Origin of the sequence: Roseomonas sp. BN140053 (assembly GCF_047690175.1) — a bacterium.
Classification (GTDB): Bacteria; Pseudomonadota; Alphaproteobacteria; order Acetobacterales; family Acetobacteraceae; genus Roseomonas.
In genome coordinates this window covers 135,062-152,598 of sequence record NZ_JBLLEB010000008.1, presented here as the reverse complement: position 1 = coordinate 152,598, position 17,537 = coordinate 135,062, and the positions used below count along the sequence as shown (strand labels likewise).

Genomic DNA, 17,537 nt, shown 5'->3' with positions numbered 1-17,537 from the left:
GCGTCCCTCGGTGGGGTTTCTGCGGGGCGGCCGCGGCCGGCCCCTGGGGCGCGGGTCCGGCGCTGTGGCGGGCGAGGATGCCTGATCGGCTCGGCAACACGGACGCATCCCCATCGTTACGGATTCGGCGCGGCGTGGTCCGCCACCCTTGCTGCGCTCTACACCGCCCCCCTTGGCAAGCACCAGGGTCGGCTAACATATACAAGTCTGTACGCCACCTGTATACAGGACGCGACACGAACGTCCGAGGGAACCCCGCCCATGGCCACCAGCACCCGCCCGACCTTTCCGCTCAACGCCTGGTACGCCGCCGCCTGGGATGCGGAAGTGAAGCGGGAGCTGCTGCCCCGCACCATCTGCAACAAGAAGCTGGTGCTGTACCGGACCCAGGACGATCAGGTCGTGGCGCTGGAGGATGCCTGTTGGCACCGCCTCGTGCCGCTCTCCATGGGCAAGCTGAAAGGCGACGAGATCCAGTGCGCCTATCACGGCCTGCGTTTCAACAGCCGCGGCCGCTGCACCTTCATGCCCTCGCAGGAAACCATCAACCCCTCGGCCAATGTCCGCTCCTTCCCCGTGGTGGAAGCGCATCGCTTCGTGTGGATCTGGCCGGGCGACCCGGCGCTCGCCGATCCCGCGCTGGTGCCCGACCTGCGCTGGAACAAGCACCCGGACTGGGCCGGCGACGGCAAGGTGATCCACGCGGCCTGCGACTACCGGCTGGTGGTGGACAACCTGATGGACCTGACGCACGAGACCTTTATCCACGGCAGCAGCATCGGCAACGACGCGGTGGCCGAGGCGCCCTTCGACGTGTCGCACGGTGAGAAGACCGCCACCGTCACGCGCTGGATGATCGACATCGAGCCGCCGCCTTTCTGGAAGGCGCAGCTGCGCAAGCCCGGCAATGTCGACCGCTGGCAGATCATCCGCTTCGAGGCACCCTGCACGGTGGCCATCGACGTGGGCGTGGCGCCCACCGGCACCGGCGCGCCGCAGGGCGACCGGTCGCAGGGCGTCAGCATGATCGTGATCAACACCATCACGCCCGCCACCGACAAGACCTGCCACTACTTCTGGGCCAATGTCCGCGACTACCGCATCGACGAGCAGCGCGTGACCACCGACATCCGCGACGCCATCACCAAGGTCTTCCATGAGGACGAGGTGCTGGTGGAAGCGCAGCAGCGCGCCATCGACGACCATCCCGACCACGTCTTCTACAACCTGAACATCGACGCGGGGGCGATGTGGGCGCGGCGGGTGATCGACCGCATGATCGACGCCGAGCAGGCCGGCAAGGCGCCGTTCCGCGTCGCCGCGGAGTAGCATGTCGCAAACCGTCACCGCCCTGCTGCGGCTGCGGGAGCTCATCCTCGAGGGTGAGCTCTCGCCCGGCGAGCGCCTGTCCGAGAACACCGTGGCCGACCGGCTCAGCGCGTCCCGCACGCCGGTACGGGCAGCGCTGGCCCGGCTGGCCGAGGAAGGGCTGCTGGAGCCGATCCCCTCCGGCGGCTTCACGGTCAAGGCCTTTTCCGAACGGGAAATCCGCGACGCCATCGAGGTGCGCGGCACGCTGGAAGGCCTCGCCGCGCGCTTCGCGGCGGAGCGGGGTGCGTCGGTGCAAGGCCTGGGACACCTGCGCGACCTGCTGGGCCGCATCGACGCCGCGATCGGGCGGGAGCGGATGACGGAAGCCGATTTCGCCGGCTACGTGGAACTGAACGAGCAGTTCCACGCCGTGCTGCTGGAACTGGCCGAGAGCCCGGTGCTGGCCCGCAAGGTCGAGCAGGTCGTGGCCCTGCCCTTCGCCTCGCCCAGCGGCTTCGTGATGGCGCAGGGCGTGCTGCCGGAAGCCCGCGTCATCCTCACCATGGCGCAGGAACAGCACCGCGGCGTGGTGGAGGCCATCACCCTGCGCGAGGGTACGCGGGCAGAGGCCCTGATGCGCGAGCACGCCCGCCTGGCGCACCGCAACCTGGCCCTGGCGCTGCGCAACCAGCACACGCTTCACCTCGTCCGCGGCGGCGCACTGATCCAGCGCCGGCTGCGGGCCTGACTCACGCCCGAGCGATCCGGGAGGAAAACCATGCGCTTCGACAACCAGTGGACCCAGGCGATCCTGCGCAGGGTGCGCGACCTGACGCCCGGCATCCGCGAGTTCACCCTGGCCCCGGAAGGCGGCGCTTCCCCCTACCCCACCGGCGCACACGTGGTGCTGCGGGTGATCGTGGACGGCAAGCAGGACCTGCGGCGCTATTCCCTCGTGGGCGAGCAGCCGATGGACGGCTGCTACCGAATCGCCGTGAAGCGCGAGGATCCCGGGCGTGGGGGCTCGCGCTACATGTGGTCGCTGCCCGAGGGCGCGCGGATCGAGCTGGCCCCCCCGGACAGCTTCTTCCAGCTGTCGCGCGACGCGTCGGAATACCTGCTGATCGCCGGCGGCATCGGCATCACCCCGATCCGCGGCATGGCCACTGCCCTGCTGCGCCGCGGCGCGAAGTTCCGCATGCTCTATGGCGGCCGGACGCGGGAGGAGATGGCCTATCTTGGGGAGCTGGAAGTCGAGCTGGGCGACCGGCTGGCCGTGTTCCCGGATGACCAGGGGGTGCGGATGGACCTCGCGGCGGAGTTCGCCCGCCTCGCCCCGGATGCCGAAGTCTATGTCTGCGGCCCGCTCGGCCTGCTGGAAGCGGTGAAGCGCGCCTGGGCCGCCACGGGCCGCCCGCGCGCCAAGCTGGTGTTCGAGACCTTCGGCTCTTCCGGTCGCTTCGCCTCCGAGCCCTTCACCGTGCGCGTGCCGCGCCTGGGGGTGGAAGTGCAGGTGCCCGCCAACACCTCCATGCTGGACGCGCTGGAAGCAGCGGGCGTGGGCGTGCTCTACGACTGCCGGCGCGGCGAATGCGGCCTTTGCGCCATGGACGTGCTGGCGGTGGAGGGCACGATGGACCACCGCGACGTGTTCTTCTCCGACCACGAGCACGAGGAAAACCGCAAGGTCTGCGCCTGCGTGTCGCGCGTGGCCGGCGGCTCCATCACGGTGGACCCGGCCTTTCGCGGCGATGCCGGGCTGCAGCCGGGCAAGTCGGCACTCTGGCCCTCGGCGATCCCGGCCGCGGAGTAGCGCGACGGGACGGAGCGCGGCGCTCCGTCCCGCCCTGCCCGGGTTCAGCCGGCCGCCAACTCCTCGATCGCACCGAACAGGGCGCGGATGGCCATGGCTTCGCCGCCCTCGGCGCGGCCGGGACGGCTGCCGAAATTCCAGGCCGAGAAGTCCAGATGCGCCCAACGCGTATCGGGCGACACGAACTCGGCCAGGAACAGCGCGGCAGTGGTGGCGCCGTTGAAGGCGGTGGTCCCCGTGGAGGAGATGGTGGCCACCTTGCTGTCGATCTGCTTGCGGTAGTGCGGCCAGAGCGGCAGGCGCCAGAGCGGGTCCGCCACCCGGCGCGACTGTGCTTCCAACTGCTGCGCGAGGTCGTCGTGCCGGGTGAACAGCGCCGGCAGTTCCGGCCCCAGCGCCACCCGCGCCGCGCCGGTCAGGGTGGACATGTCGATCAGCAGGTCCGGCTTCTCGGAATCCGCCTCCACCAGCGCATCGGCCAGGATCAGCCGCCCCTCGGCATCGGTGTTGCCGACCTCCACCGTGATGCCCTTGCGCGTTTGCAACACGTCCAGCGGGTGGAAGGACCGGGCGGACACCGCGTTCTCCACCGCGGGGACCAGCACGCGCAACCGCACGTCCAGCTTCGCCGCCATGATCATGTGTGCCAGGCCCAGCACGTTGGCCGCGCCACCCATGTCCTTCTTCATCAGCAGCATGCCACCCGCGGGCTTGAGGTCCAGCCCGCCGGTGTCGAAGCACACCCCCTTGCCCACCAGCGTCACCCGACGCCGGCCGCCCGGGTTCCAGGTGATGTCCACCAGCCGGGGTTCCTGCGCCGCGGCCCGGCCGACCGCGTGGATCATGGGATAGTTCGCGGCCAGCAGTTCCTCACCCACCGTGATCGCGCAGACCGCATCGTGCTCGCGCGCCAGGGCAGCCGCCGCCTCGGCCAGCTCGGCCGGGCCGAGGTCGCCGGCCGCGGTGTTGATCAGGTTCCGCGCCAGCACGATGCCGGCCGCTTCCCGCTCCACCCGCGCGCGGTCCGCAGCCTCCGGCCAGACCAGCCGGGCGGGGGCGCGCTTGCGCGGCTTGTAGCGCTCGAAGGCATAGGCGCCGAGCGCCCAGCCCAGCGCCATCAGCGTCGCGGCTTCCGCCCCGGGCTGCTCTGCCAGGCGGTAGTCGCCCGCCGGCAGGCTGTTCGGCAGGGCGCCCAGGCACCACAGGTCGCGCTCGGCTTCCGACAGCAGGGGCTCGCCTTGGCCGAGCACGACCTGCCCGAGCCCCGCCTCGCCGGGGATGAACAGGGTGGCTCCCGCGGCGCCCTCGAAGCCCATCGCGGCGACGAAGGACTGCTCGGCGGCGGGGCGACCGGCGAGCCAGCCCGGCAGCGACGCCTTGGACACGAGGTGGAGCGGGACCGCGGTCGCGGCCTCGCCGGCATCGATCAACCCGAGCGTCACGGCAACTCTCCTGCGGGAAGGGATAGCGGCGAGAACAATCCTCCGACCCGCGGGCGTCAAGCCGTACGCCGGGCGGAACCGGGCCGCGCCCCTGGCGCAGGGCGCGCGGCTGGGGCAGATGCGGGGGGACAGTTCTGGGGAAGGGACGTGCCGCCATGTCGACCGCCGAACACGGGCCCAACGTCACCGTGCTTCGCCACCCGCTGGTGCAGCACAAGCTGACGCTGCTGCGCCGCAAGGACACCGCCACGGGCGAGTTCCGGCGGCTGGCGCGCGAGATCAGCCTGCTGATGGCCTACGAGGTCACCCGCGACCTGCCGCTGGAAACGGTGGAGATCGAGACGCCGCTGGAACGGATGGAAGCGCCCCTGCTGTCGGGCAAGAAGCTGTGCTTCGTGTCCATCCTGCGCGCCGGCAACGGCATCCTGGACGGGATGCTGGACCTCGTGCCCTCCGCCCGCGTCGGGCATATCGGCCTGTACCGCGACCCGCAAACGCTGGAGCCGGTGCAGTACTACCTGAAGCTGCCGGAGGATGTGGGCGAGCGGCTGGTGATCGCCGTGGACCCGATGCTGGCCACCGGCCATTCCGCCGCCGCTGCGGTGTCACGCATCAAGCAGGCCGGCGCGCAGCAGATCAGCTTCGCCTGCCTGATCGCCGCCCCGGAAGGGCTGCGCGTGCTGACCGAGGCGCATCCGGATGTGCCAATCTTCTGCGCCGGCGTGGACCGCGAGCTGGACAGCCACGCTTATATCCGCCCCGGCCTCGGCGATGCCGGCGACCGGCTGTTCGGCACGAAGTAGCGCGCCGCCCCTTCTCCCCGGAGCCCTGAAGAACCATGACCCTCGACCCGCGGACCACCGCCATCCTGTCCGGCATCTCCACGGCGACGCTGACCACGGTGCTGCTCAAGAAGGGGCTGCGCAATGTGTGGATGCGCGGCACCAGGCCGCTGCGCCCCGGCCAGCCGCGCTTGGTGGGCCGGGCCTTCACTCTGCGTTTCGTGCCGGCGCGGGAAGACCTCGCCACGCCGGAATCCTGGTCCTCGCCCAAATCCACCCGCGCCGCGATCGAGGATATGCCGGCGGGCTGCATCGCCGTGGTGGACGCCATGGGCGTGACCGATGCCGGCATTTTCGGCGACATCCTCTGCGCCCGCATGGCCAGGCGCGGCGTCGCCGCCCTGATCACCGACGGCGTGGTGCGCGACGTGGCGGGGGTGCTGGGCACCGGTTTGCCGGTGTGGTGCCAGGGCGCCGCGGCGCCGCCTTCCGTGGCCGGGCTGACCTTCGTGGACTGGCAGCAGCCGATCGGCTGCGGCGGCGTCGCGGTGTTTCCCGACGATGTGGTGGTGGTGGACGAGGACGGCGCCGTGCTGATCCCGCAGAACCTGCTGGAAGCCGTGGTGTCCGCTTCCGCCGAGCAGGAACGGCTGGAAGGCTGGATCATGTCCGAGGTGGACAAGGGTGCCGCCCTGCCCGGCCTCTACCCGCCCAACGCCGAGAACAAGGCCCGCTACGACGCCTGGGCGCGCGAGAACCCGATCCAGGGCTGAGGCGAACCGGGCGGGGGGAAAGGCCGCGATCGGCATGGCGGAGCCCGAAATCTCGCCGATGGCGGAGCGAATCGAGGCCCGGCTGGAGCGGCTTTCCCTGACGCCGGCGGCGGCCGCGAAGAAGGCGACGCTGCCGCCGGACGCCATCGAGAAGATCCTGTCCGGCCGTGCGCCCAGCCCGCGCGGCACCGCGCTGCGCAAGCTAGCGGAGGTGCTGGAATGCTCCATCTCCTACCTGGTCGGCCTGGACCCCGACGTGCCGCCGCCGCCGGAACTGCTGGAAGAAGAACAGGGCAATTTCGGGCTGCTCTCGGGCGATCAGGAAGCGCTGTTGCGCGCCTACGGGCGGCTGGACCATGCTTCCAAGGCAGCCTTGTTGCGGGTGGCCCAGAAGATGGCGGGACCGGAGCCCGATCCACCAGTGGAACCGAAGCGGCCGGTGCGGCGAAAGGCCGCATCTGCCAAAGCGTGACGTGGCATCGACGCCGGCAGCGTCGGCCACGCACCCTGTTCTCGCGGTGTCAGTCCGACGTGGCGCGGCGGCGGTGCTGGCGAGCCTTCGGGCCGTAGCGACATGATGGAAGATTTATCTAATCCGTTTATTCATTTCTCGCGCAATGGTTGTAATTCTCAATGGAAATATCGGCGCGTAATACGGAAATGACGTGCCGGCCTCAATGTCGCCACAATCCAATTCCTGCGATGCCTGGGACTTACGGAACTGTCGCAACTCTGCACTTCTCTTGCAAATTTGCAAACTAACTCCGGCCTCGTTTCTGCGTTTCCCCCACGAGGCTTTGATGTTGGTGAACATCCCATTCAACTGGTGCACGATATTTGTCGTGGTACACCCAGGGTATGTCGCTGGCCCGTTGCCTCGTGCCGCGAGACACAGGAGGGACCTATTCTGCTTCAGCCAATCACCGGCCCTTCGCCAGATTCCTTCATCGCTTCCGTTGCGACGGAGCACCCCGGCCTGAAACCCATGGTGCTGGTGACGGGAGGAGCTGGCTACATCGGCAGCCATGCCGTTCTCGCGTTGCGGGAGGCCGGCTTTGGCGTCGTGGTGCTGGACGATCTTTCCACCGGCTTCGCCGCTTCCGTGCCGGATGGTGTGCCGCTGGTGAAGGCCTCCGTGCTCGACACGGCGCGGGTGGCGGAAACCCTGCGAACCTACCGGATCAGCGCGGTGATGCATTTCGCCGCCTCGCTGGTGGTGCCGGAAAGCGTTGAGCAGCCGCTGCATTATTGGCGCAACAACCTCGGCGGAACGCTGTCGCTGGTGTCCGCCTGCACGGCCGTAGGCGTGTCGCGCCTCGTGTTCTCCTCCACCGCGGCGGTCTACGGCATTCCCGACAGCATCCCCGTGGCGGAAACCGCCCCCTGCCAGCCCATCAACCCCTATGGCTCCTCCAAGCTCGCGTCCGAGCGCATGCTGGGTGAGGCCGGTGCGGCACATGGGCTGAACACGGTGGTGCTGCGCTACTTCAACGTGGCCGGCGCCGATCCGGCCGGACGGGCGGGCCAGCGGACGCTTCGTGCCACCCACCTGCTCAAGGTCGCCTGTGAGGCGGCCCTGGGCCGGCGGAACGTGGTGGAAGTCTACGGCAACGACTACCCGACCCCGGACGGCACCGGCCTGCGCGACTACATCCACGTGTCCGACCTCGCGGACGCCCATGTCGCCGCGCTGCGCCACCTCCTGTCAGGGGGCGGCAGCCTGACGCTGAACTGCGGCTATGGCCGCGGGCTGTCGGTGCGCGAGGTGCTCTCGGCGGTGGAGCGGGTGACGGGGTCGCCCCTGCCCGTCCGCTACACGGCCCGCCGTGCCGGCGATCCGCCGGCGCTGATTGCCCAGGCCGACCGCATCAAGGAAGTCCTGGGCTGGAAGCCGGTGCGCCAGGATCTGGACGGCATTATCCGCTCCGCCCTGGCCTGGGAGCGCAAGCTGATGATCCCCGCGCTGGAAACAGCGGCCTGACGTGCTTCTCCGGGCCGGATGCCACGCGGCGTCCGGCCCGGGCCAGCTAGCGGTGCGAGCCGCGTTCCGTCCGGCCGCAGCGATCAGCCCTGACATCCCCCCGTTCACTCCCCCCTGACCGGTTTCCATCGCGCTGCGTCGGGCTTGTACCCTCCGGGTCCACACGTCCCGCTCGCCGGTGCCGGGGTCATGCAGCCCCGAAATTGCCCCTCTCCTTGCAGGGCATAGCGCGGCCCTTCACGTTCCGGATCGAGGCTCCCGACTTCCGCTCATAAGAGGCAGGAACCGCGGCAACGGCGTTGCAGGCCCCCCAGGTCCGGGCATACCGGACGCCGCCATTCCGTGCGAAACCCTGGATGCCTATGTTCGGCCGTAGCTGCGCTGGCCCCATGCGGCAGGGCGGATGGCTCGCCCAGAGGCGCGGGCCTGGGATGCGAAAGGGACCCATCCTATTCCCGAAGCGGCCGAAACTTGAACACGCAGAGCCTGAGCTTCCCGGGCCCTGTTCCTCGCGTGCCCAGCCCGCCCCCCTCGTCGCGCCGGCGGGAACTGCTGCGCGCGGGCGCGCTGGGCTCCCTGGTGCTGCACGCGCTGCTGGCGGCCTTGCTGCTGTTCCTGCCAGGGCGCGAACCGCCGCCCGAGCCCCTGCCCAGTTCCTCCATTCCCGTGATCTTCGAAGGCATCGGCGCCGACCGGACGGCGGCACCTGACAGCCGCGCCGACCTGGCCGCGCCCGCACTGCCGGACGCACCCGCGGCGTCGCCGCCCCTGTCGGACCCGCCGGACATCCCGGGACCGCCGCCATCCGTGGCCGAGGCCCTTCCCACCCTGCCGGGCGGCTTGCCGCTGCCGCCGCTGCCCAGCATGCCGCTCCCCTTGCCAGCCCTGCCGCTCGACCGGCCACCGCCCATGGCCGACCTGCCGCCACCACCGGTGGCCGCGCCGCCCGCCACACCGCGTCCGCTGCCACCGCCTGTGCCGCAAGCCACCGCCGAACTGCCCCGGCCACCCGATCCAACGCCCATGGCCAGCGCGGAGCTGCCGCTTCCGCCGCCGCCCGCCCCCACTCCGCCGCAGCCGGCGCAACCGCCGCGCCCGGCACCGCGGCCGGCGCCCTCCCCCTTCGCCGGAACGCTGGACCTGAGCCGCGGCCCGCCCATCACCCTGGCCCAACCCAGCCCGCGGCGAGCCAGCCCGTCGCGCGGCTCGATCGACCTCGCCCTGGGTGCCAATATCCCGCCGCCGAGCGCACCGCGCGCCGCCGCCAACGCGATGACCTCGCAGGTGCGTATCCGGGGGAGCGAGTTGGGCGCCGACTGGCGCGGTGCACTCGCGGCCTGGGTGAACGCGCGCAAATACTATCCCGAAGCGGCGCGGCGCGCTGATGAGGATGGTCCGGCTGTGGTTCGCATGGTGGTGCGGCGGGACGGACAGGTGGAGTCGGTGGAACTTCAGACCACCTCAGGCTCGCGGTGGCTGGATATCGGACTTCAAGCCCTGTTCCGCGGGCAAAGGCTCCCGCCCTTCCCGCCCGGCATACCGGACGAGAGCATCATCCTCTACTTCACGATGAACTACATCCTCATACGCTGAGCGACGGAACGATCCACATACAGGCTGCGCGCGGCTTTGCACCGAAACCTGCCCCTGGCACGCTCGGCGCTTCTTCGTCCGCACAGCCACCGTGACAGCAACAAAGGGTGAGTGACTTGGGGCCGGTTCTTTTTTCCGCGGAGTTCACCATCCCCGTTCCGGCAGCCAGGAGTGGTTCGCGAACTCCCTTTTCCCGCAGCCGCGGGACCTGCGCAGCGTGAGCGCCCCCGGGCTTGCGTCCCGCTCAGCCGAGGAACCGCTCGACCTGCTGGTGGTGGGCGGCGGCATCAACGGCACCGGCATCGCGCGCGACGCAACCGGACGCGGCCTGTCCGTGCTGCTGTGCGAGCAGGCGGATCTCGGTGGCGGCACCTCCTCCCGTTCCAGCAAGCTGATCCATGGCGGGCTGCGCTACCTGGAATATTTCGAGTTCCGGCTGGTCCGCGAAGCGCTGATCGAGCGCGAGGTGCTGTTGCGCGCCGCACCCCACATCGTGTGGCCGATGCGCTTCGTGCTGCCGCACAGCCCCGAACAGCGGCCGGCCTGGATGATCCGGCTCGGCCTGTTCCTGTACGACCATCTCGGCCGCCGCCAAGTGCTGCCGGGCACGCGCCGCCTGAACCTGCGCCGCGTGCCGGAAGGCGCGCCGGTGGACCCTGCCTTCACCGCCGCCTTCGAATACTCGGATTGCTGGGTGGAGGATTCGCGGCTGGTGGTGCTCAACGCGCTGGACGCGCAGAACCGCGGCGCGGAGGTGCTGGTGCGCACGGCGGTGGTGAGCGCCCGGCGCGACGGCGAGCTGTGGCATGCCACGCTGCGCACGGAGGAGGGCGGCACGCGCGAGGTCCGCGCGCGCGCCCTGGTCAATGCCGCCGGCCCCTGGGTGGAACGCGTGCTGCGCGGCGTCGCCGGCAGCAACACGCCGGCGCGGGTGCGGCTGGTGAAGGGCAGCCACCTCGTGGTGCGAAAGTTCTGGGACGGCCCGCAGGCCTACCTGCTGCAGAACACCGACAAGCGCGTGATCTTCGTGATCCCCTTCGAGGACGACCTGGCGCTGATCGGCACCACGGACACGCCCTATGACGGCGACCCCGCGGCCGTGGCCATCGACGAGGCGGAGCGGGACTACCTGCTGGCCGCCGTGAACCGCTACCTGCATCCCAAGCTTTCGCCCGCCGATGTGCAGCACAGCTTTTCCGGCGTGCGCCCGCTGTTCGACGACAACAGCGGCAAGAGCGCCTCGGCCGTGACGCGCGACTACGTGTTCGACGTGGAAGCGGGCGAAGGCCGGGCGCCGCTGCTGTCGGTGTTCGGCGGCAAGATCACCACCTATCGCAAGCTGGCGGAGCACGCGCTGGAGAAGCTGGCGCCGCACCTGCCGAAGCGGCCCGGCCCGGCCTGGACGGCACATGCGCCGCTGCCCGGCGGCGCCATGCCCGGCGCCGATCCGGCGGCCTACCTGAAGCAATTGCTCGCGGACCGGCCCTGGCTGGAAGCCGCGGTGGCGCGGAGCTACGTGCGCGCCTACGGCACGCGCGCGGAGGAATTGCTGGAGGGCGCGCGCGACATGGCGGATCTCGGCCGGTTCTTCGGCGGCGGGCTCTACGAGCGCGAGGCGGAGTTCCTGCGCCGCACGGAATGGGCGCGCACCGCCGCGGACGTGCTGGAACGTCGAACCCGGCGCGGCCTGCACATGAGCCCGGCCGAGCGCGACGCCTTCACGGCCTGGATGGGCTGAGCCGCGGGCGCGGTCTCACCCTGCTAGAAGGGCAGCACGGGTTGCAGGATGCGGGCGAGCGCGCCCGTGAACCGCAGCCGGCCGGACACCGCCATCAGGCAAAGGCAGTCGCCGCCCTCCGCGGCGACGGGCCGGTGCGGTCCGTGATCATCCGCCTCGGCCAGGTCGCCAGGGCCGTAGGAACCCCGCTCGTCGTGGAAGCTGCCTTCCAACACGCAGGTCAGCTCCAGGCCGTGATGCAGGTGCTGCGGCAGCGCGGTGTTGGGCCGGACCCGCAGCAGGTGCAGGGAGACGCCTTCGCTGCGCAGGAGTTCCTCGTGGCGGATCCCGACGCCCAGCCAGCCCAGCGGCCGTGCCGCGAAGCCGCCCAGCACGGCGGGCAGGTCGGGCTCGGCCATCCAGGGCGCCCGGTCCGGCGCAGCGGGCGCGGGCTCGTCCAGCCGCGCCAGCGTGCGGGCCAGGACGTCGTCGGGCAGCGGCTCCGCCGGCAGGTCTTCCAGCATCTGGCCCGCGGCCTGCTCGGCCCGGCGCACCATGCCGCGGCAGGTGGCGCAGCCGAGAAGATGGGCCGCCACCACGAAGCGATGCGCCTGCGCCAGCTGGCCGGCGGCATGCGCCAGCAGGGTCGCATCGCTCGGGTGGTGCCGCACCGGCGCGCCGGTCATTCGTTCCGCTCCAGGGCAGCGCGCATCCGTTGCAGCAACCGCCGGAGATGCGACTTCACGGTGCCGAGCGGCATGCCCTGGTCTCGCATGATCTCAGTGTGCGATTTATCTTGGAAAAATGCCAGTTTCAGCAGGTTGTTCTGTTCCTGCGACAGATCGCCGAGCACGCGATGCAAGCGGGCGACTCGCTCGTCCTGCAGCAGAAGCTCCTCCGGCTCCCGCGGTTCCTCCGTGTCCAAGCCGTAATTCCCTTCCAGGGCGGCGATGCGCTGGTCCTGCCGCACCCCGGTGATCCGGGCGTTGCGGGCGATGGTGAAGACCCAGGCCCCGGCATTGCCCCGGCGCGGGTCGAACTGTTCGGCCTTCCGCCACACCGCCAGCATGGTGTCCTGGACGAGGTCATCCGCCACCGCGGCCGGTGCTCCCAGGCGGAAGAAGTAGGTCCGCAGCCGCGGGCCGTAATGCGAGAACAGCGTCCGGAAAGCATCGCGGTCACGTCGCTCGGCAACCGAGCGTATCTGGCGAGCGAGCTCCTCCTCCGAGGGTGGCGGCCGCCCCCCCGGATCGCTGCGCGTCACGGAATGGGCCGGTGGCAGGCGGGGATGCCTGTGCCGAAGGCCCGCGCCGACGCAGCCCTCGGGCGGCGTCCCGGAAGCCCTTCATGGAATGCGGGCCGACGGCAGGCGTGACCTGGCCGCGGAGGCCTACCGCGCCGTTCCGAAGTTCCCCGGACCGTCGCGGTTATTGGAGGTTACCCCAGCGGGTAACCGCCGGTTCCGCCGCCGCCCAGGTCCAGGTGCCGTTCTGCTCGCAGGCCGTGGTCACGAACCAGCTCCGCTGCGTCGCACCGTTCTCTTCCTCCTCGACGGAGAAGGCGGCTTCCTTGCAGGCCGCGAGCGGGGTGGTGATCACGCGCAGCACGCGAACCTCGCCGCCACCATTGCCGATCGGGATGTCGTGCTCGACCCGCCAGCGCCGCGTTTCGCCCAGGCCCGCCGCGCCGATAGCGGCCGCCACCTCGTCCTGTTCCGCGCGCTGGCGCCGGCGGACAACGACCCGCACCACCTCGTCGGTCGCGGCGCGCACGCCCAGCCCCACGGCATAGCCCACCGCGGGATTGGCTGATGCCGTGCCCGCCGCGATGCCGGCCGCCGCCCCCGTGACGTCGGCGATGGCGCCGCAGCCCGGAAGCGCCAGGGCCAGCAGGGCCAGGCCGGCAGCCCTTCCGGCATGGCGGGCGGCGCGGCGCGTCACTGCAGGTTGCCCCAGCGCTCCGTTGCCGGCTCGGCCGAGGCCCAGCGCCATTCCGCCCCGTCCCGGCACAGGATGGCGGTGAAGAAGGACTGCCTGGGCTGGCCGCGCTCTTCCGCTTCCACGGAAAAGACGACTTCCTTGCAGGACAGCGTGCCGGCCGAGATGATCCGGCTGACGGTGACCCGGCCGCGCTCCTCCGGCTCCAGGGGCACAGCGTGGTCGGTGTTCCACGGCGCGATGCCGCCCACCGGCAGGTCGCCAGCCGCTGCAGCGATGCGGTTCTGCGCCGCTCCATGCACCCGGCGCTGAGCGTATTGCAGCCCGGCCCGCGTGGCGGCGCGCACGCCGAAGCCGATCCCCGTGGTGACCCCGGCCCCGGCCCCCACCGCATCGGCCACCGCCGCGCCGCCGATCCCCGCGAGGTCGGCGGAGGCTTCGCCCTGGAACGCCGCGCAGGCTCCGAGGGGACCGACGAGCAGCAGGACCGCGGCGAGCCGCAACGGGCGGGCGAGAATCCCGGAGGTTGCACGCTTCATACGCACCTCCATGCCCGGCCCGGTTTGCCGGGGCAACCACCGCTCCCCGCACGACGGGCATTATGCCGCAGGCGTTACCGTGCCCATGCCGAGCGCAGGCAGACCAGGCGGGGCCGGGTGGACGCCATGGGCAAGGGGCGGGCCCGTCGCGCCTGGCCGGGCTGCATGAAGCGCCGCGCTTCCCGCGCCCCGCCGAGCAGCAGGGTGGGGTTCAGCCCCGGGGCACAAAGGCCCGCCGCGGCGCCGGGCGGCAAGGGCACCGCCCCGCCGCGGCCCCAGCCGGCGCCGAGCTGCGCCAGCGCCACCCGGCGGCTATAGGCCGAACCGCGCTCGGCCTCGCCGGAATGGTAGCGCGCCACCGCGTCGCCCCAGTCATTGGTGCGGGCGCGAAGCTGCAGCAGGAAGCGGATCGCGTAGCGCAGGTTGGCTTGCGGGTCGAAGGCCTGGTCCAGCGTGGCGAAGGCGTCGGGGTGGTGCAGCAGGTTCACCTGCATGCAGCCCACATCCACCGAGCGCGTCCCGCGCGCCAGCAGCGCCGAGACTTCCGCCACCGCGGCCGCCTTGGTGGCGGGGGCGTGGCTCACGCCCTCCACGTTGTAGGACCAGGGCCAGGGTTCCGGACGGCCGGTGCGCGGGTCCTGCCGGCCGCTCTCCACCAGGCCGATGGCGCCGAGCAGCCCGGGCGGCAGGCCGGAGCCCGGTTCCAGCGCCGCGATGGCGCTGCGGCACAGCGTCCAGTCCGATGCCGGCGCGGGCTGCTGCGCCGGGGCGATCCCGGCCGGCAGGATCGCCAGGGAAGCGCCGAGGATGAGGCTGGCGGAAAGGCGCGGCATGCGGAGGACTTCACCGGGGACGCGCCGCAGGTCAACGCCTGGCAGATCGGCTGCCCGCCCCGGCCGCAACGGACGGGAAGGCTGGCCCCTCACCGTCCCATGCGGCAGGCGGTTCGCAGGGCGGGCCGCTGGCGCTTGCGTCCGGCCCTGCCCTGGCCGAACACCGCGGCGGAACGCGTCGCGGAGGGCAGGAACGGCAGTGGAATTCCGCATCGGAACGGCCGGCTGGAGCATTCCCCGGCAGCACGGCGACAGCTTCCCGGCCGAGGGCAGCCACCTGGAGCGCTACGCGGGCCGTTTTCCCGCGGTGGAGATCAACTCCTCCTTCTACCGCCCGCACCGCCCCGCCACTTACGCGCGCTGGGCGGCCAGCGTGCCGCCCGGCTTCCGCTTCGCGGCCAAGCTGCCGCGGGAGATCATGCATGACCGCCGACTGCGCGAGGCGGAGGAACCGCTCCGGCGCTTCCTGGGCGAGGTGACCTCGCTCGGCAGCAGCCTCGGCCCGCTGCTCGTGCAACTGCCGCCGAGCCTGCGCTACGAGGCCGCCCTGGCCGAAGGCTTCTTCACGACGCTGCGGGCGCAGTTCGGCGGCGAGGTGGTGTGCGAACCGCGCCACGCCACCTGGTTCACCGATGGCGTGGACGCGCAGCTCGCGGGCTTTCGCGTCGCCCGCGTCGCCGCCGACCCGGCGGTGGTGCCGCGCGCGGCCGAGCCGGGTGGCTGGCCAGGGCTGGCCTATTGGCGCCTGCACGGCTCGCCGGAAATCTACCACTCGCCCTACGGATCGGAGGCGGTCGCCGCGGTGGGACAGCGGCTGCGCGCCACGCCCGCCGAAACGCGCACCGCCTGGTGCATCTTCGACAACACCGCGCTGGGCGAAGCCACCCGCGACGCGCTGGACCTGCTGGACCGGCTCTGACGCGGGGCGCTGCCGGCCCCGCGCGGTTCACAGCCGGACGCGCAGTGCCTTGGCCAGCTCGCCCACGATGCCGGCGCGAAAGGCCAGCACGCAGACCACGAAGATCGCCCCCTGGATCACCGTGACCCAGTCCCCGAGCTGGGCGAGGTAGTTCTGCATGGCCACCACGACAGCCGCCCCCACCACGGGGCCGAACAGCGTGCCCATGCCGCCCAGCAGGGTCATCAGCACCACCTCGCCGCTCATGGACCAGTGCACGTCCGTCAGCGTGGCGATGCCGAACACGATGGCCTTGGTGCCGCCGGCCACCGCGGCCAGCGCGGCGGAAAGCACGAAAGCCACCAGCTTGTAGTCGTCGGTGCGGTAGCCCAGCGAGGTCGCGCGCGGCTCGTTCTCACGGATCGCCTTCATCACTTGGCCGAAGGGCGAATGCACCACGCGCTGGATCAGCAGGAAGCCCAGCAGGAAAATCGCCGCCACCACCCAGTACAGGGTGAAGTCCGGCCGCAGGTCCACCACGCCGAACAGCACGCCGCGCGGCACGGCCTGGATGCCGTCCTCGCCATGGGTGAACGGCGCCTGCAGGCAGACGAAGTAGACCATCTGCGCCAGCGCCAGGGTGATCATGGCGAAGTAGATGCCCTGCCGGCGGATCGCCAGCAGCCCGATCACCAGCCCCAACACCGCCCCCACCGCGGCCCCGCCCAGGATCGACAGTTCCGGCGACAGCCCCCAGACCTTGGCGGCATGGGCGGCGATGTAGCCCCCCATGCCGAAGAAGGCGGCGTGCCCGAAGGAGAGCAGCCCGACATAGCCGATCAGCAGGTTGAAGGCGCAGGCGAACAGCGCGAAGCACAGCACGTTCATCAGGAAAACGGGATAGAGGAAGTAGGGCGCGGCCACGATCGCCGCGACCATCAGCACCAGCGCCACCAGCTGCGCGCGGGTGAAGCCGAACAATCCCTGCGGCTCGGCGGGGGCTTGCACGGGCAGGCTCTCGGCATGGGCGGACATCGGCGTCAGGCCTTCCCGAACAGGCCGGCGGGGCGCGCCAGAAGCACGATCGCCATGATGACGAAGATCACGGTGGCCGCGGCCTCGGGGTAGAAGACCTTGGTCAGTCCTTCCACCAGCCCCAGCGCGAAGCCGGTCACCACAGAGCCCAGGATGGACCCCATCCCCCCGATCACCACCACGGCGAAAACGGTGATGATCAGGTTGGAACCCATCTGCGGGTTCACCGAATAGATCGGCGCCGCCAGCACCCCGGCCAGCGCCGCCAACGCTACCCCCGCGGCATAGGTCAGCGTCACCATGCGCGGCACGTTGACGCCGAAGGCCTGCACCAACGGCGCGTTCTCGGTGGCCGCGCGCAGCGTGGCGCCCAGGCGGGTCTTCTCGATCACCAGCCAGGTGGCCAGCGACACGATCAGCGCCGCTGCCACCACCCAGAGCCGGTATTTCGGCAGGAACATGAAGCCCAGGTCCACCGGCGCGCCGGTCAGCTCGGCCGGCGGCGCGTAGGGCAGGCCGGAGGAGCCGAACTGCCGGCGGAACAGCCCCTCGATCACCAGGGCCAGGCCGAAGGTCAGCAGCAGCCCGTAGAGGTGGTCCAGCCCCTGGAGCCGGCGGATCAGGAAACGCTCCATCAGGATGCCGGTGAAGCCCACGATCAGCGGCGCCAGCACCAGCGCCGGCCAGTAGCCGATCCCGCCCCAGGCCAGCAGCATCCAGGCCACGAAGGCCCCCATCATGAACTGCGCGCCGTGGGCGAAGTTGATGACGTTGAGCAGGCCGAAGATCACCGCCAGCCCCAGCGACAGCATCGCGTAGAAGGCGCCGTTCACCAGGCCCAGCACGACCTGGGGCAGGCCCATCTCCAGCCGGAACAACAGCT

Annotated in this window: 18 protein-coding genes; 10 read left to right on the top strand and 8 right to left on the bottom strand. The window is 71.0% G+C overall.

The features are described from left to right. The first annotated feature begins 261 nt into the window (after nucleotides 1–261). The 3 genes from ACLIBK_RS10565 to ACLIBK_RS10555 are packed head-to-tail and all read left to right on the top strand — an operon-like array spanning nucleotide 262 to nucleotide 3,124. Nucleotides 262–1,329: a Rieske 2Fe-2S domain-containing protein gene (locus tag ACLIBK_RS10565; protein ID WP_415387213.1), complete on the top strand. Its 1,068-nt coding sequence runs from the start codon at nucleotides 262–264 to the stop codon at nucleotides 1,327–1,329. 1 nt (nucleotide 1,330) lies between these two features. Further along, complete coding sequence (locus ACLIBK_RS10560; protein WP_415387212.1) at nucleotides 1,331–2,059, top strand: GntR family transcriptional regulator; 729 nt, start codon at nucleotides 1,331–1,333, stop codon at nucleotides 2,057–2,059. Between the two features lie 30 nt (nucleotides 2,060–2,089). Next, the gene (locus ACLIBK_RS10555; RefSeq protein ID WP_415387211.1) at nucleotides 2,090–3,124 is read left to right on the top strand and encodes a PDR/VanB family oxidoreductase; all 1,035 of its coding nucleotides are present in this window, start codon (nucleotides 2,090–2,092) and stop codon (nucleotides 3,122–3,124) included. A gap of 44 nt (nucleotides 3,125–3,168) precedes the next feature. Here ACLIBK_RS10555 and ACLIBK_RS10550 read toward each other — a convergent pair whose 3' ends face one another. Then, complete coding sequence (locus tag ACLIBK_RS10550; protein WP_415387210.1) at nucleotides 3,169–4,566, bottom strand: leucyl aminopeptidase family protein; 1,398 nt, start codon at nucleotides 4,564–4,566, stop codon at nucleotides 3,169–3,171. A 155-nt stretch (nucleotides 4,567–4,721) separates the two neighbouring features. Between ACLIBK_RS10550 and upp the strand changes: the two genes are divergently transcribed. The 6 genes from upp to ACLIBK_RS10520 all read left to right on the top strand — a co-directional run bounded on the left by upp (nucleotide 4,722) and on the right by ACLIBK_RS10520 (nucleotide 11,433). Beyond that, the gene (upp, locus tag ACLIBK_RS10545; RefSeq protein ID WP_415387209.1) at nucleotides 4,722–5,369 is read left to right on the top strand and encodes a uracil phosphoribosyltransferase; all 648 of its coding nucleotides are present in this window, start codon (nucleotides 4,722–4,724) and stop codon (nucleotides 5,367–5,369) included. A gap of 35 nt (nucleotides 5,370–5,404) precedes the next feature. Beyond that, the gene (locus ACLIBK_RS10540) at nucleotides 5,405–6,121 is read left to right on the top strand and encodes a ribonuclease activity regulator RraA (protein ID WP_415387208.1); all 717 of its coding nucleotides are present in this window, start codon (nucleotides 5,405–5,407) and stop codon (nucleotides 6,119–6,121) included. A 34-nt stretch (nucleotides 6,122–6,155) separates the two neighbouring features. After that, nucleotides 6,156–6,593, top strand: coding sequence for a helix-turn-helix domain-containing protein (locus ACLIBK_RS10535; protein ID WP_415387207.1), 438 nt, complete (start codon nucleotides 6,156–6,158; stop codon nucleotides 6,591–6,593). Nucleotides 6,594–7,106: 513 nt separating this feature from the next. Next, nucleotides 7,107–8,102 (top strand): UDP-glucose 4-epimerase GalE, encoded by a 996-nt coding sequence (gene galE / locus ACLIBK_RS10530; RefSeq protein ID WP_415387206.1) that lies wholly within the window; start codon nucleotides 7,107–7,109, stop codon nucleotides 8,100–8,102. Nucleotides 8,103–8,615: 513 nt separating this feature from the next. Further along, nucleotides 8,616–9,695 carry a TonB family protein gene (locus ACLIBK_RS10525; protein ID WP_415387205.1) on the top strand — a complete coding sequence of 360 codons (1,080 nt, stop codon included), beginning with the start codon at nucleotides 8,616–8,618 and terminating at the stop codon, nucleotides 9,693–9,695. A 217-nt stretch (nucleotides 9,696–9,912) separates the two neighbouring features. After that, a complete protein-coding gene (locus tag ACLIBK_RS10520) occupies nucleotides 9,913–11,433 on the top strand; it encodes a glycerol-3-phosphate dehydrogenase (RefSeq protein WP_415387204.1) in 1,521 nt (506 codons plus the stop codon). A gap of 23 nt (nucleotides 11,434–11,456) precedes the next feature. Here the strand turns inward: ACLIBK_RS10520 and ACLIBK_RS10515 are convergent, their stop codons facing one another. The 5 genes from ACLIBK_RS10515 to ACLIBK_RS10495 form a co-directional block, all read right to left on the bottom strand. Next, nucleotides 11,457–12,098: a ChrR family anti-sigma-E factor gene (locus tag ACLIBK_RS10515; protein ID WP_415387203.1), complete on the bottom strand. Its 642-nt coding sequence runs from the start codon at nucleotides 12,096–12,098 to the stop codon at nucleotides 11,457–11,459. Next, nucleotides 12,095–12,676 carry a sigma-70 family RNA polymerase sigma factor gene (locus tag ACLIBK_RS10510; protein WP_415387202.1) on the bottom strand — a complete coding sequence of 194 codons (582 nt, stop codon included), beginning with the start codon at nucleotides 12,674–12,676 and terminating at the stop codon, nucleotides 12,095–12,097. The genes ACLIBK_RS10515 and ACLIBK_RS10510 overlap by 4 nt, the downstream gene beginning before the upstream one ends. Nucleotides 12,677–12,839: 163 nt before the next feature. Beyond that, nucleotides 12,840–13,352: a hypothetical protein gene (locus tag ACLIBK_RS10505; protein WP_415387201.1), complete on the bottom strand. Its 513-nt coding sequence runs from the start codon at nucleotides 13,350–13,352 to the stop codon at nucleotides 12,840–12,842. Further along, nucleotides 13,349–13,888, bottom strand: coding sequence for a hypothetical protein (locus ACLIBK_RS10500; protein ID WP_415387200.1), 540 nt, complete (start codon nucleotides 13,886–13,888; stop codon nucleotides 13,349–13,351). The genes ACLIBK_RS10505 and ACLIBK_RS10500 overlap by 4 nt, the downstream gene beginning before the upstream one ends. 74 nt (nucleotides 13,889–13,962) lie before the next feature. Then, complete coding sequence (locus tag ACLIBK_RS10495; protein WP_415387199.1) at nucleotides 13,963–14,721, bottom strand: transglycosylase SLT domain-containing protein; 759 nt, start codon at nucleotides 14,719–14,721, stop codon at nucleotides 13,963–13,965. Nucleotides 14,722–14,920: 199 nt separating this feature from the next. Here ACLIBK_RS10495 and ACLIBK_RS10490 point away from each other — a divergent pair, with 199 nt between their 5' ends. Next, complete coding sequence (locus ACLIBK_RS10490; protein ID WP_415387198.1) at nucleotides 14,921–15,640, top strand: DUF72 domain-containing protein; 720 nt, start codon at nucleotides 14,921–14,923, stop codon at nucleotides 15,638–15,640. A gap of 27 nt (nucleotides 15,641–15,667) precedes the next feature. On the opposite strand, the gene ACLIBK_RS10485 is transcribed toward ACLIBK_RS10490, so the two are convergent. Further along, nucleotides 15,668–16,654 carry a branched-chain amino acid ABC transporter permease gene (locus ACLIBK_RS10485; RefSeq protein WP_415387197.1) on the bottom strand — a complete coding sequence of 329 codons (987 nt, stop codon included), beginning with the start codon at nucleotides 16,652–16,654 and terminating at the stop codon, nucleotides 15,668–15,670. Between the two features lie 5 nt (nucleotides 16,655–16,659). After that, nucleotides 16,660–17,517 (bottom strand): branched-chain amino acid ABC transporter permease, encoded by an 858-nt coding sequence (locus ACLIBK_RS10480; RefSeq protein ID WP_415387245.1) that lies wholly within the window; start codon nucleotides 17,515–17,517, stop codon nucleotides 16,660–16,662. Nucleotides 17,518–17,537 lie beyond the last annotated feature (20 nt).

Bases quoted from the DNA above. Each gene is read 5' to 3' on its own strand.
- ACLIBK_RS10480 (WP_415387245.1), bottom strand. From the start codon at position 17,517: ATGGGCCTGCCCCAGGTCGTGCTGGGCCTGGTGAACGGCGCCTTCTAC.
- galE (WP_415387206.1), top strand. From the start codon at position 7,107: ATGGTGCTGGTGACGGGAGGAGCTGGCTACATCGGCAGCCATGCCGTT.
- ACLIBK_RS10515 (WP_415387203.1), bottom strand. From the start codon at position 12,098: ATGACCGGCGCGCCGGTGCGGCACCACCCGAGCGATGCGACCCTGCTG.
- ACLIBK_RS10535 (WP_415387207.1), top strand. From the start codon at position 6,156: ATGGCGGAGCCCGAAATCTCGCCGATGGCGGAGCGAATCGAGGCCCGG.
- upp (WP_415387209.1), top strand. From the start codon at position 4,722: ATGTCGACCGCCGAACACGGGCCCAACGTCACCGTGCTTCGCCACCCG.
- ACLIBK_RS10495 (WP_415387199.1), bottom strand. From the start codon at position 14,721: ATGCCGCGCCTTTCCGCCAGCCTCATCCTCGGCGCTTCCCTGGCGATC.
- ACLIBK_RS10560 (WP_415387212.1), top strand. From the start codon at position 1,331: ATGTCGCAAACCGTCACCGCCCTGCTGCGGCTGCGGGAGCTCATCCTC.
- ACLIBK_RS10500 (WP_415387200.1), bottom strand. From the start codon at position 13,888: ATGAAGCGTGCAACCTCCGGGATTCTCGCCCGCCCGTTGCGGCTCGCC.
- ACLIBK_RS10555 (WP_415387211.1), top strand. From the start codon at position 2,090: ATGCGCTTCGACAACCAGTGGACCCAGGCGATCCTGCGCAGGGTGCGC.
- ACLIBK_RS10485 (WP_415387197.1), bottom strand. From the start codon at position 16,654: ATGTCCGCCCATGCCGAGAGCCTGCCCGTGCAAGCCCCCGCCGAGCCG.
- ACLIBK_RS10540 (WP_415387208.1), top strand. From the start codon at position 5,405: ATGACCCTCGACCCGCGGACCACCGCCATCCTGTCCGGCATCTCCACG.
- ACLIBK_RS10565 (WP_415387213.1), top strand. From the start codon at position 262: ATGGCCACCAGCACCCGCCCGACCTTTCCGCTCAACGCCTGGTACGCC.